This window comes from Desulfosporosinus lacus DSM 15449, from assembly GCF_900129935.1.
GTDB classification, from domain to species: Bacteria; Bacillota; Desulfitobacteriia; order Desulfitobacteriales; family Desulfitobacteriaceae; genus Desulfosporosinus; species Desulfosporosinus lacus.
On the sequence record NZ_FQXJ01000031.1, the window covers coordinates 1 to 12,905 of the forward strand.

The window sequence follows — 12,905 nt, forward strand, 5'->3', positions numbered from 1 at the left end:
TACTAGTCCCGAGTATGTTATACCATTTTTTAAAAGATGTTTGATTGACTACCCTTTATACTTTAAGCAATCTTTCAAAGATGAGTTTTCGATTAGAGTGAAGGAAATATGTTGTAAATTATTGGCACTATAGCTTACTGACATTGGGTAGACTCCCCCATCGAAGTCTATGTTCAGCTTTAGCTGAACGAGTTCACTTTTTGAGAACGTAATTAAAATAACTATAAAAATGGATAATTAATGAAAAATGTGCCATAGGCATTTGAATTAATGCCATTTGATACTGATATATACCAAGTAAATTAGATATTATGTGAGTATAGCTAATTATTCAGGCAATATTGAGCAATTTATGAGTTCGAGAAATGATTACTCATAATCTAAAGGAGCGTTTGGATGAAAAGAGTTCTAATATGCGTATCTGTTCTAATAACCCTATCTCTTGCAGGATGCAGTAAAGAGATTTTTAACAGTTCAGACCCAACTCGTTCGCATTCGCAGCAAACTGCTGGTTCCAGCAACGAGAATAAAAAGAATATCGCTTTAGTTATGAAAACCCTGACGAATCCGTTTTTTATTGAGATGGAGAAAGGAGCTCGCCAAGCAGAAAACGAGTTAGGTATTAATTTGATCGTGAAAACTGGGGCTAAAGAAACTTCAATCGAGCAACAGATTGCCGTCGTGGGAGAACTTATCAACTCAAAAGTGGATGCAATAGTCATTTCACCGGGAAGTTCGACGGATTTAATCCCGGTTCTGAAAAAAGCATATGACGCAAATATTTCGATTGTCAATATTGATAACAAATTGGACCCAACATTTTTGAAAAGCACAGGAATAGATATTCCCTTTATCAGCGTAGATAACGAAGAAGGGGCTTATAAGTCAGCAAAATACATAAGTGACCAAATCACAAAACCGACGAAAGTCGCAATAGTAGAAGGTATTCGCAACGCTAATAATGCTGAACAACGCAAAAAAGGGGCCATAAAGGCCTTTGGAGAAAATCCGAACATTCAAATCGTTGCGATGGAAACGGCAAATTGGAAGATTGATGAAGCTTATGATATTACTTCATCAATGTTTACCCAATACCCTGACATTGGAGCAGTTTTTTGCGCCAATGATATGATGGCCTTAGGAACTATACAATACTTAGATGAATTTAACTTGAATGATGTACTGGTGGCTGGGTTTGACGACTTAGCAGAGGCGCGAGCTGCTATTACTAAAGGAACAATGCAAGTGACAATAAATCAGCAGGCAGACATTCAAGGTTATAGCGGCGTTAAATTTGCTTTTGAAATGTTAAACGGAAAAAAACAACCGCAGGAAAGTATTATTGATGTTAAATTAGTTACGAAGTCGACTATTAATTAGGTCATTTAGTAATCTTACTTGAAAGGATTATTTTATGTTTAATAATCTTCCAATTAAATTTAATATAGCTCAAAAGCTTTTAATTTATCTAGTGCTAGCCTGTGTTGTTCCATTGGTTTTTTTTGGGTTAATGTCTTATAGTAAGTCCAAATCCATTTTAAAGGATGAAATCGATAAATCCTCAATAAATTTGATGGAAGAGAAGAGACGCAATCTAGAGGTTATCATGGGAGAGGTCGAAGGGTTAATTGCTAATCTGTCAAGTATTGAAGAGATCAAAGATGTATTGGCTAAGGACGAAAAAGAAGTCACTGATTTTGAAAGACTGTCAACTCAAGCCCAAATAGGGTATTTATTGAGTGGTTTTACTAATCTTAAAGGGCTAATATCGATTGATATATACTCACTGAGAGGGGAACACTATCACGTCGGAGATACCTTAAACGTTCAGGAAATAAATATTGAAGCAAAAGAGAATTTGTTAACTGAAGCGATAAACTCAGGAGATTCAATTCTCTGGCAGGGCATTGAAGATAACCTTAACTTAAAATCTAAAAATAATAAAGTTATTATTATCGGGAAAGTTCTTAAGAAGATCGATCCCAACACTTTCACAGAAAAGCCAATAGGCTTACTTTTGATAAACTATGATATTGATGTTTTCTATAATCATTTTACTAGTACATATGAGGATACGGAATATATGATTTTGGATAGGAAAAACAGGATCGTGTATCATCCAGTTAAGTCATGGATCGGAAGCGTACAAGATGGCGAGCTGCTTAAATACATAAATAATGATTCAGGCAGGTTTAATACCAGCGTTGGAGGGGATAAAAAACAAGTTATTTATGACAAGTCGATTAAAAACGAATGGATGATTATGGCCCTTATATCTGAAAAAAGTATTTTAAATAAAGTCGAAGATATCCGTAGATATAATATGTTGTTCGTATTGATTTCGTTTTTCTTTATCTTATTATTCGCTTTGGTAATTTCCAAAATATTTGTGGTGCCTATTAAAAAAATTACAAATTCCTTTAAAGAATTACAAAAAGGGACTATGGATTTTGAAACACGCATAGAGACAACATCTAATGATGAAATTGGGGAGTTATGTAAATGGTTTAATAAATTTATCATAAGTCTGGAACAAGAGAGAAAAACAGAACTAGAGTTAATGCAGGCAAAGGAAGCCGCTGAGGCAGCAAATGTAGCGAAGAGTCAGTTCCTTGCTAATATGTCACATGAGATAAGGACGCCCATGAATGGGATTATCGGTTATATTGAGTTACTCTCAGCAATGCCGCTAGAAAGAGAACAAGCTAGTTACCTGGCGGAGGTTAAAGCATCTACAGATGCGCTGCTTTTATTAATTAATGATATATTGGATTATTCCAAAATCGAAGCCGGCAAGTTGTTGATTGAGACTATTCCGTTTAATCTTCACAGACTTGTAGAAGAATCAGTATCCTTATTTTCCCCTAAAGCGAATGAAAAAGATATTGAATTAGTTTTATTCATTGCGAGTGGAGTACCCAGTGGAGTTCAAGGGGACCCTGGCAGATTGAGACAATTATTAAATAACATTATAGGTAACGCTGTCAAGTTCACCCATAAGGGTGAGGTGGCAGTTAAAGTAAAACTACTGAAAGAAAGTCAGGTAAAGGTGCTTTTAAAGATCGAAATTCAGGATACGGGCATTGGTATGTCCGAGACAACTAAGCAAAAATTATTCCAAGTCTTCACACAAGCAGATGCTTCTACAACACGAAAGTATGAAGGAACTGGCCTTGGCTTAGCAATATCAAAAAAAATAATTGAGCTTATTGGCGGTAATATCAATGTTGTCAGCGTTTTAGGAAAAGGCAGTACCTTCATCATTACAATAGAACTGGAAAAAAGGCAACTCGAAGATGAGCAGAAACCTAGGTCTATTAGCTTAAACAATTTAAAAGTAATGATCGTCGATGATAATAAAAGTAATAGGATGATTTTCCGTGAATATCTCGTTGAGACAGGATGCAGGGTTATTAGTGCAAAAGATGGCATAGAAGGCCTAAAAATCCTTAGTGGGTTATCCGCAGAAGATTTACCCCACGTTGTCCTTGTAGATTATATGATGTATGGGATGAGTGGTTATGAATTTGGAGAACAGTTGTTAAAGGTTCAAAGGTTAAGAGATATCAGACTTATCCTTATTACCTCAGCAACTCAGAAAGGAGATGCAAAGCTAGCCAAAACGATTGGATTTGCAGGCTACCTTACAAAACCTGTCCGAAAGATGGAATTGATTAACGTTATATCTCAGGTCATCGTTTTAGAAACTCCAGATTCGACGGCAAATTTGATTACAAGGCACTCCATAAGTCAAGAGATTCCTCCGATAAGTAACATTTCTATTTTACTCGTTGAAGACATGTTGGCAAATCAGAGATTAGAAATGACCATGTTGAGAAAACTCGGTTATTCAGTAGATCTGGCAACTAATGGGAAACAGGCGGTTGAGATTTGTAATACCCAAAAATATGATCTTATACTAATGGACTGTCAAATGCCTGTAATGGACGGTTATGAAGCGACAGATCAAATCAGAAAGATGAGTATTTTGAATAAAGATACGACAGTCATCGCCATGACCGCCTATACAATGGAGGGGGATCGAGAAAAATGTATTATAGCCGGTATGAATGACTATATTAGCAAACCAGTCACAATGGAAGTGCTCAAGGAAAAAATCGGAAAGTATTTTGATTAACAGCCGCTGAAGGGGAGCAGAAGGCAGCGCAGCGAGTTATACCAAATGATTTTTTATGGCAAATACAGCGAGTTGAGTTCTGTCCTTAAGTTGAAGTTTTGAGATGATTGTAGTTATGGTATTTTTGACGGTGCCTTCAGCGATAAACAGGGAGGCAGCAATTTCTTTGTTGTCTTTTCCTTCTACAATCATCCGAATAATTTCCATTTCTCTATCTGTAATAATGACATTGATATCATTAACGGCAACTTTGTTAGTTTGTACTTTTACTGTCTCTTTGGGGCACGTATTGAATGATTCATGCCTGAAAACGTCTTTATCCATAATCTGCAAACCATGGAAAGTGCTTTTTATTGCAAGCATTAATTCCTCTGTACCAACATTCTTTAAAATATAGCCGTTGGCTCCATTACTTATAGCCTCAAAAACATCTGATTCATCATCAGAAGCTGTAACTATAAGAACTTTGATCTGTGGATAATTAGACTTAATTAGTTTGGTAGCCTCAGTCCCGCTACACAAAGGCATCGAAATATCCATTAGCACCACATCAGGGCTAAATTCTCCGCATAATTCATAAGCCTCTCTGCCATTCGCAGCACAAGCAACAACCTTCATATCCCCATTGTTTTCTATGATAGTTTTAAAGCTTTCCCGTAAAAGCTTTTGATCATCTGCTATTAGAACCTTTAACATAAAAAAACCTCTTTTATGAATAAAATAATTAACATATCCTATCATTATATCATAAAAATCAATAACCTAACTGTGAGAGAGCTATATACTTTTGATATGTATAGATCGAAGTTCTTTGAGAAATGAAGTTTGTAGTATTGGAAAAGGAATTCTAGACAAAAAATATGAAGTAACCTTCTGGAAAAAAGTTGGATAGAAATGGCTGGACAAACGATTGAGTAAGAGTATACTAAATGTTAAATGACTTATTCTCAGGGCGGGGTTAGAGTCCCCACCGGCGGTATCCTAGTTATCTAGGGAGCCCGCGAGCGCTCTTCTTTTTTGAAGAGGTCAGCAGAACTGGTGCAAGGCCAGTGCCGACGGTATAGTCCGGATGAAAGAGGATAAGGTAGTCTGCATAATCTAATACACTTCAGAATTCTAAGGTGGAGTTTTTGGCTTTTGCTTGCTGTCTGTCTGTATGCCCTGATTCGAGTAAGTCGACTATAACATAGGAGGCGCATTACATTGAATCAGACTTTATTAACCCGTTTTGGAAACTCAGTTGAAAGAGTAGAGAAAGCGCTCGACGCATTGCGGAGAGGCCGGGGCGTTTTGGTTACTGACGACGAACAAAGGGAAAACGAAGGAGATATTTTCTTTGCTGCGGAGTTCTTGACTAATGATCAAATGGCCATGCTAATTCGAGAAGGCAGTGGCATCGTCTGCTTGTGCCTGCCGGAGGAAAAGATCCTCGACTTAGGTTTACCTATGATGGTAGAAAATAACACGAGCAGTTTTCAAACTCCATTTACGGTATCTATTGAAGCTGCAAACGGTGTCACGACAGGTGTGTCAGCCGCTGACCGTGTAACAACTGTGAAAGCAGCGATTGATGATCAAGCGTGTCCAGATGATCTTCGCCGCCCGGGACATATGTTTCCGTTAAGGGCCAAGCCCCTAGGGGTACTGGAGCGTCCCGGGCATACAGAAGCGAATGTAGATCTAATGCGGCTTGCCGGGTTAAAACCTTATGGTGTATTGTGTGAACTGACAAATCCGGATGGTACTATGGCGCGCCTGCCTGAAATCGTAGCCTTTGCCGAAAAACACGAGATGCCCGTGGTTACGGTCGATGATATAATAAACTATCGCAAAGCGCGAGAACAGTGTGTAAGTATAAATTAGATAATCTGCGGTAAAAAAAGATAGACCACAAGAAACTAAAATTACTCAGCTTTTTTAAGCTGAGTAATTTTAGTTTCTTGTGCAACAGCTCTGCACTGCCAGTCTCCAGAGACAATCAAAGTTAGGTTCAGTTTCTGGCAATTTGAAAGTATAAGCCTTACCAGCCTTTTCTGTGTAACATTTGTTAAAAGATCCTAACTTACATATTGAAAGTATTTTAGTATAATAGGTTTGAAAGTGGGTGTATGACATGTCAAATGAAATGGAAATAGTGGATAAGATAGTTTACATGATTGTCTCAGGCAAATACATCGCCCATGATAAATTGCCATCGGAAAATACGATAGCAGATCAATTCAAAGTGCCAAGAATTACGGCCCGGAAGGCGTATGAAAGACTCGAAGAATTGGGGTATATCTATAAAAAGCAGGGGAAAGGAAGCTATGTCAAAGACAGATCTAAACAGATTGAGCTTGTTCTTTCGGGTGATGTGAGTTTCAGCCAGAAAATGATCGAGAAAGGGTACGATTTCCATTCGGAAACAATCTTTTGCAGGGAGATCAAATACAATAAGAGGATTTATGACTATCTAGAAACGGATGAAGGTGACAGGATTTTCAAAGTGGGAAGATTGAGGTATATTGATCAACAGCCTATCGCCCTTCATATCTCCTATGTTGCCAAATCTGTATTTACGGATATCGATACTGTGGGTATGGATATTACATCTATGTTTAAATATTACAATAGCAAAGGATATACTGAATTTTGCTCAAAGCCCAGCATCTTAAGTATTTCCTTTCCCAGGGAATCCCAACGCAAACTTTTAAATTGCACTTATTTAATACCACTTTTGGTCTTGGAATCCGGCTGCACAGATAAAGAGACCGGCACTGTATTGGAGTACATAAAGATTCTGTATAGAAGTGATTGTTTTTCCTATGTTATACCGTAGATTGATAGCTTCCCCAAGAGGTTTTAACCACATCGAAGTTCATCTTTAAATCCCTCTCAAGACTAGCCGTATGCTTAAAAGCATACGGCAATTTTTTTCCAATGACTTGCATCCAGGGCGTTTTTTTAATCTTAATCATCTCTATTATGTTTGGGTTTGGGGTCGGTTGCATAAGGGTAACAATGCCTGCCTCGTCCGAACCTATGGCTCCTTGGAAACCCCAGTTTATAATAACCTGCTAATCCTAACACTGTTCACGAAATCAACAAACAAAAATGAAAGATGCTTTACAAAGATTTAACGAGGTGCTTACAAAGTTTTAACATCGGCCAACTTGGCAACAAGTTATGATAATTACGTAGACCTGAACTTATCCAGGGACTTGCCGCTGCTGAACTGTAACGAAAAACAGAATCCTAGCGGCGTCAGCTTCGAAAACACTTGCAAAGGAAGGCTGATTGATGATTAGAAAAAGAAGAACCATGATATTAATCAAAGGTTCATCAGATGTTCCTGCAAAATTGGCACAAGAGATACAAGATAGTTATGAGGTTAAGACAATTGAGGAAAGCAATAATGGTCTAGTTATGATCAAGGCTAGGGAAAAAGCCAAACAGAGCCTGTTTTATCTGGGGGAAGTATTGATTACAGAGTGCAAGGTCATGATTAACGGATTTTTAGGAATCGGCATGGTCCAAGGGCATCAACCAGAGCTGGCCCACAACCTGGCAGTTATTGATGCAGCGTATAATGCAAGTTTAGCGGAGACAGACGCTTGGACAAAAGTATTGTTGATTGAGGAGAATCGCATCAATGAGGAAAATCAAACTTTTATGAATAAGGTCTTAAAGACGAAAGTTAACTTTGACACTATGAATGTTTAGCTTTAGGCAAGGAATTTAATTAGGTAAGGAATTTAATTAGGCAAAGAATTTATTATAGAAAGGAAAACGACGATGAAATTGGATTTGGTGCATGATCTTCAAGAAGCTTACCGCAAGACGCTTGATTCGATGTCCAGGCCGGGTTTGATCAGCAATATTCGAGATCAGGCCAGCAAGGTTGCCATGGAGATCAACGATTTCATCCCTCCTGCAGCCTTAGTAATGGTATTAATGTTGTTTGATACAGAAGTGAAGTTCAAAGTATGCTCCAAACGTGAGGCTGAAATTGCTGAACTAATAAATCAGTTGACCTATGCCAAAGCAACAGAAATAGAGAGTGCGGATTTTATTCTAGTCTTAAAGGATGCGGATCCGGAGGAATTTGAGCAGGTTATCAACTCTGCTTGTCCAGGAGATTTGCATGACCCTCACAAAGCGGCAACAATTATCGTTGAGGCTGATTCAGTGAGTAATGACAGAGATTTAACCTTAATTGGTCCAGGGATAGAAATAGAAAGCTATATCTCAGTGAAAACAAACTACAGCTGGGTTGATTTACGAGCAGAAAAAAACTCGGAGTATCCCTTAGGAATCGATCTAATCTTTACAGATAGGGATACTAACATTTTATGTCTTCCGCGAACAACTCAAATAGTGCAAGAGGTGGCTGGATAAATGGGATACGTTGCAGTCAAAGGCGGAATTCAAGCTATCGAAGAATCAATTAAACGCCTGAAGTATGAGCGGCTTAAAAAGGGTACCGTCCTGAAGTTTCAGCAAATTGAAGGTGGTATGCGTTGTCTGATCGACCAGGTTATGTCAGAAAGCAGCCTCTACAGTGAAACTCTGGCAGCCATGGCCATTAAACAAGCGGAAGGAAGCCCTGAAGAAGCTGTGTTTTTGTTGAGAGCCTATCGTTCAACGTTACCCCGCAAACATTACTCCCGGACAGTTCAATCAGAGGACATGTCTGTGGAGAGAAGAATCTCATCGAGCTTTAAGGAAATTCCCGGGGGACAGATTCTAGGGACTGCGAATGATTACACTCATCGGTTAATTGATTTTGACTTGAATGAGGAAACCGAGCACGATGCCCTTGAATGGTTACGCGAGTATGCCTTAGAAAGAGGAGTTGACAATGATCAGGCGGATTTGTCCAATCTGCCCAAAACCTTGGATTATTTACGGGAGGAAGGACTGATCCCCACTTTCGAAATTAATTCTGACGAGCCAGATGATGTTACTAAAGAAAGTTTGCATTTTCCGACCAGCCGCAGTCAACGGTTACAGATCTTGACCAGGGGGCAGACAGGGGCAGTTACTTCCTTAGGATATGCAGCCTTGCGCAGTTATGGGGCGTTGCATCCGACAGTAGGGGAATTGAGAATAGGCAAGCTGCCCATCTATGTAGATAGTCCGTTCCAGGATCAGAAGGAAGACGAGGATGCTTATTATATCGGAGAAATCAAAGTCACCGAAGTAGAGACTTTGTTTCCCGCAGAAGTCCAAAAGGGAAACGGAGAAAAAGAGATTGAATTTGAGATTGGCTACGGCATTTGTTATGGGCAAAATGAAACTAAAGCAATCGCAATGAGCATTTTGGACCGTTGTCTAGAAACTGCTAATCCAGAGTATCCGACCCATAATGAAGAGTTTGTCCTGTTGCATATTGATTCCGTTGAATCCACAGGGTTCATTTCACATCTCAAATTACCTCACTATGTGACATTCCAGTCTAAGCTGGACAGTGTACGTAAGACAAAAAAGTAAGGAATGCCAACAGTGAAAACCTTGAGGAGATGAAGATATGAGAATCGAGTACAATTTTGCCTTTTTCGATGAGGGGTCTAAACGAGAGATTAGAAGAGCAACCTTGAAAGCAGTTGCTATTCCGGGGTACCAGGTACCCTTCGCTTCCAGAGAAATGCCGATTGCCAGGGGGTGGGGAACAGGGGGGCTCCAGCTAACCCTTTCTCTAGTTGGGAAGGAAGACATCTTGAAGGTAATTGACCAAGGTTCAGATGAGTCAGTGAATGCCGTCAATATTAAAAAACTTATCACTAAAACTACTGGTATCAAAGTAACGGACGAAACGAGCGAAGCAACCATTATTCAATCGAGACACAGAATTCCGGAAATACCCCTTCAAGCAGGTCAAATCCTGGTTCTTCAAGTGCCGTTGCCAGAACCCTTGAGATATTATGAGCCGAGTGAATTAGAAACCAAAAAACTTCATGCGGAACAGGAGTATAGCGGTGCTTGGCTCATGCTATTTGAGCAAATTATGAATTACGGGACTATGTCGACAGGGGCGGATCATCCGGCTATGGTTCATGACAGGTATGTTATGGCCCCCAGCCCTATCCCAAGATTTGATAATCCTAAGTTGAATCATTCGCAAGCGTTGATTCTGCTGGGTGCAGGTCGGGAAAAGAAGGTCTATGCAGTGCCTCCGTATACCAGAGTTGAATCCCTTGCCTTTGAAGACTTTTCTTTCGAAGTTGAAGGTTTTAAAAATAAATACTGTGGATTATGCGGCGCCAAGGAGGTATTTCTGGATGAAATGCTGGATGACTTAACGGGTGAAACCTTTTATCAATGTAATGATACCAGCTATTGTTTGCAAAGATTAAATCAAAAATCAGCAGGATGAGGGATTTGTAATGATTAAGTTTGAACAGCCTGTTTTGTCAATAAACAATCTTAATAAACAATTTGGCAAGGGGTGTCCGAGCTGCAAAGGATCAAATGAGGACAGCTTGAAGAAAAATTATTGTCCTGTCTGCGGTACGGTCTATGCCTGCCAGAATATCATGTTCGAGGTGTATGCCGGAGAAATCTTAGGCGTGGTCGGGGAAAGCGGCAGCGGGAAATCGACCTTGATGCAGTGTCTCTATTTTGATCAAGAGGTAAGCAGCGGAGAAGCCTATATCAGTTCCTACAAGGATGGAAAAACGGATGTATTTGCAGAATCGTCCCAACAGAAACGATACATTAGAAACCATATGATGGGAAAAGTTTATCAGAATCCTCTTTTGGGTTTAAGAATAAACTTTACATCCATTGGCAATATCGCAGAAAAATTGATTGCGGCTGGAAACAGACATGTCGGCAAGATGGAAGCCCGGGGGAAAGAATTGCTGGAGCACGTAAACATACCAATATATCGCATGAAAGAAGCACCTAAGAACTTCTCCGGAGGAATGCAGCAGAGGGTGCAAATTGCCAAAGCGTTATCTAACAATCCACCCCTTCTCTTACTTGATGAAGTTACCACAGGGCTGGACTTGTCTGTTCAAGCCAGTGTGCTTGACTTAATCAAGACCATCCAAAGGGAGCTACAGATCACTGTGGTCATTGTATCTCACGATTTAGGTGTTATTAGAATGCTGGCGGATCGGACGATGGTTATGTTGGATGGAAGAATTATTGAACAGGGTTTGACAGATCAGATTCTTGAAGATCCCCAGCATGGATATACTCAGCACTTAGTACAGTCCCTGTTGTAGGAAGCCTATGGACGGTAAAGGTGATTATTATACAGGCGATTGGTAAGTTCTACTGAACTGCTTATGGACGTTTGAGCCCATCAGAAGTGTCATCTTTATACTGATTAAGTGCGAAAAGGAGGATGGAAATGACTAAAAAGCTGGGAACAGAACCACTTATTAATGAGAACTGTCAAGTGTCCAATGCTGAGTTAGGTAAATATGCAGAGATCGGGATTTATAATGTTCTTGAAAATGTTAAGTTAGATGATTTTTCCTATACAGGTCGTTTTTGTACATTGCAAAATGTTGATGTAGGCAAGTTTTCCAACATTGCAGATATGGTGCGGATTGGTCCGGTCTTTCATCCTCTGGAAAGGCCTTCCTTGCACCACTTTACTTATCGGCGGATGAAGTATGACTTGGCTGAATCGGACGATGAATCGTTTTTCCAGTGGCGAATGGAGCAAAAAATTAAGATCGGCCACGATACCTGGATTGGACATGGGGTGATTATCATGCCTGGTGTAACGATTGGCAACGGGGCAGTAGTGGGCAGTGGCGCGGTTGTGACTAAAGATGTTGCCCCCTATCGGGTAGTGGCAGGAGTGCCTGCCAAACCAATTAAGCAACGATTTACTGAAGATTGCGTTCGAAAGCTGGAAGAAATCAAGTGGTGGGATTGGTCGTATGAAATTATTAAAGAAAGGTTGGATGATTTTTGCCTGCCCATTGACGAATTCACAGATAAGTATTTTAATGCGGGGGGTGATTGAATGGAAAAGATACTGGCGATTGAGCATTTATCCAAAACGTTTGTCATCCATAATTTAAACAAGCATATTGAGGCATTGCGCGATGTTTGTATTGATTTAAAAGAGGGTGAATTTGTCGGTATCACTGGGAAAAGTGGCAGTGGAAAATCAACGGTATTTAAGTGTATTTATCGTACCTACGCGCCACAGCAAGGGTGTATATGGTATCACTCCAAAAAGTTTGGACTTATTAACTTGGCAGAATTATCGGAGCGGCAGATGATTTATCTGAGGAAATATGAGATTGGCTACGTATCGCAATTCTTAAACATTATGCCTAGGACAACAGCGAGGGAACTTGTGAAGCAAGCAGTTTTGGAGATGGGGTATGAGGAAGAACGAGCAGAATTGGAAGCAGTTAAGATGTTAGAACATTTTGAGTTGGATCAAGAATTATGGGATTGTTATCCCGGTACCTTCTCTGGAGGGGAAAAGCTGCGTTTGAATATTGCTAGAGCGATGGTAAAGCGTCCAAGGTTGTTACTGCTGGATGAACCAACTGCCAGTTTGGATCCTGCCTCCAAATTGAAAGTAAGAGAACTTATCGAGCAATTGAAAAGAGAAGGTACTACTATGATCGGGATATTCCATGATATTGAATTCATGGAAAACCTCTGTACGCGAGAATACACAATGCGTGATGGGAAACTGGCTGATCTTGAACTTTAACTTAAATCTTACAGTTTCATAATGGGGGCTTAACTATGGTCAGGTAAAATTAAAGAGCAGTTAGAGAAATGGTAAATTCAAGGTATCGGATTA

The 12,905-nt window shown here is 39.7% G+C and carries 12 protein-coding genes and 1 riboswitch; of the genes, 11 read left to right on the plus strand and 1 reads right to left on the minus strand.

Annotated elements, in window-relative coordinates; genetic code table 11:
• The first annotated feature begins 396 nt into the window (after positions 1-396).
• Together BUB11_RS24315 and BUB11_RS24320 are read left to right on the plus strand one after the other, a co-directional pair.
• On the plus strand, positions 397-1,380 hold the full coding sequence (locus BUB11_RS24315; protein WP_073032994.1) for a sugar ABC transporter substrate-binding protein: 984 nt from the start codon (positions 397-399) through the stop codon (positions 1,378-1,380).
• 130 nt (positions 1,381-1,510) lie between these two features.
• Positions 1,511-4,138, plus strand: coding sequence for a response regulator (locus BUB11_RS24320; protein ID WP_242947742.1), 2,628 nt, complete (start codon positions 1,511-1,513; stop codon positions 4,136-4,138).
• 36 nt (positions 4,139-4,174) lie between these two features.
• Here BUB11_RS24320 and BUB11_RS24325 read toward each other — a convergent pair whose 3' ends face one another.
• Positions 4,175-4,834 (minus strand): response regulator transcription factor, encoded by a 660-nt coding sequence (locus BUB11_RS24325; RefSeq protein ID WP_073032998.1) that lies wholly within the window; start codon positions 4,832-4,834, stop codon positions 4,175-4,177.
• 243 nt (positions 4,835-5,077) lie between these two features.
• Positions 5,078-5,223: riboswitch (FMN riboswitch) on the plus strand.
• Positions 5,224-5,341: 118 nt separating this feature from the next.
• Here BUB11_RS24325 and ribB point away from each other — a divergent pair.
• The 9 genes from ribB (at position 5,342) to BUB11_RS24375 (ending at position 12,812) form a co-directional block, all read left to right on the plus strand.
• Positions 5,342-6,001: a 3,4-dihydroxy-2-butanone-4-phosphate synthase gene (gene ribB, locus BUB11_RS24330; protein ID WP_073033000.1), complete on the plus strand. Its 660-nt coding sequence runs from the start codon at positions 5,342-5,344 to the stop codon at positions 5,999-6,001.
• A gap of 250 nt (positions 6,002-6,251) precedes the next feature.
• Complete coding sequence (locus tag BUB11_RS24335) at positions 6,252-6,956, plus strand: GntR family transcriptional regulator (protein WP_073033002.1); 705 nt, start codon at positions 6,252-6,254, stop codon at positions 6,954-6,956.
• A gap of 461 nt (positions 6,957-7,417) precedes the next feature.
• The gene (gene phnG, locus BUB11_RS24345; RefSeq protein WP_073033006.1) at positions 7,418-7,840 is read left to right on the plus strand and encodes a phosphonate C-P lyase system protein PhnG; all 423 of its coding nucleotides are present in this window, start codon (positions 7,418-7,420) and stop codon (positions 7,838-7,840) included.
• 72 nt (positions 7,841-7,912) lie between these two features.
• Complete coding sequence (gene phnH / locus BUB11_RS24350; protein ID WP_073033008.1) at positions 7,913-8,515, plus strand: phosphonate C-P lyase system protein PhnH; 603 nt, start codon at positions 7,913-7,915, stop codon at positions 8,513-8,515.
• A complete protein-coding gene (locus BUB11_RS24355; RefSeq protein ID WP_073033009.1) occupies positions 8,516-9,610 on the plus strand; it encodes a carbon-phosphorus lyase complex subunit PhnI in 1,095 nt (364 codons plus the stop codon).
• A 37-nt stretch (positions 9,611-9,647) separates the two neighbouring features.
• A complete protein-coding gene (locus tag BUB11_RS24360) occupies positions 9,648-10,493 on the plus strand; it encodes an alpha-D-ribose 1-methylphosphonate 5-phosphate C-P-lyase PhnJ (protein WP_073033011.1) in 846 nt (281 codons plus the stop codon).
• A 10-nt stretch (positions 10,494-10,503) separates the two neighbouring features.
• Positions 10,504-11,349, plus strand: coding sequence for an ATP-binding cassette domain-containing protein (locus BUB11_RS24365; protein ID WP_073033013.1), 846 nt, complete (start codon positions 10,504-10,506; stop codon positions 11,347-11,349).
• Between the two features lie 128 nt (positions 11,350-11,477).
• Positions 11,478-12,104 carry a DapH/DapD/GlmU-related protein gene (locus BUB11_RS24370; RefSeq protein ID WP_073033015.1) on the plus strand — a complete coding sequence of 209 codons (627 nt, stop codon included), beginning with the start codon at positions 11,478-11,480 and terminating at the stop codon, positions 12,102-12,104.
• Positions 12,105-12,812, plus strand: a complete 708-nt coding sequence (locus BUB11_RS24375; RefSeq protein WP_073033017.1) for a phosphonate C-P lyase system protein PhnL — start codon at positions 12,105-12,107, stop codon at positions 12,810-12,812. It abuts the gene before it with no gap.
• Positions 12,813-12,905: the final 93 nt, after the last annotated feature.

Coding starts and splice junctions, on each gene's coding strand:
- BUB11_RS24315 (WP_073032994.1), top strand. CDS start 397: ATGAAAAGAGTTCTAATATGCGTATCTGTTCTAATAACCCTATCTCTT.
- BUB11_RS24320 (WP_242947742.1), top strand. CDS start 1,511: ATGTCTTATAGTAAGTCCAAATCCATTTTAAAGGATGAAATCGATAAA.
- BUB11_RS24325 (WP_073032998.1), bottom strand. CDS start 4,834: ATGTTAAAGGTTCTAATAGCAGATGATCAAAAGCTTTTACGGGAAAGC.
- BUB11_RS24335 (WP_073033002.1), top strand. CDS start 6,252: ATGTCAAATGAAATGGAAATAGTGGATAAGATAGTTTACATGATTGTC.
- phnG (WP_073033006.1), top strand. CDS start 7,418: ATGATTAGAAAAAGAAGAACCATGATATTAATCAAAGGTTCATCAGAT.
- phnH (WP_073033008.1), top strand. CDS start 7,913: ATGAAATTGGATTTGGTGCATGATCTTCAAGAAGCTTACCGCAAGACG.
- BUB11_RS24355 (WP_073033009.1), top strand. CDS start 8,516: ATGGGATACGTTGCAGTCAAAGGCGGAATTCAAGCTATCGAAGAATCA.
- BUB11_RS24360 (WP_073033011.1), top strand. CDS start 9,648: ATGAGAATCGAGTACAATTTTGCCTTTTTCGATGAGGGGTCTAAACGA.
- BUB11_RS24365 (WP_073033013.1), top strand. CDS start 10,504: ATGATTAAGTTTGAACAGCCTGTTTTGTCAATAAACAATCTTAATAAA.
- BUB11_RS24370 (WP_073033015.1), top strand. CDS start 11,478: ATGACTAAAAAGCTGGGAACAGAACCACTTATTAATGAGAACTGTCAA.
- BUB11_RS24375 (WP_073033017.1), top strand. CDS start 12,105: ATGGAAAAGATACTGGCGATTGAGCATTTATCCAAAACGTTTGTCATC.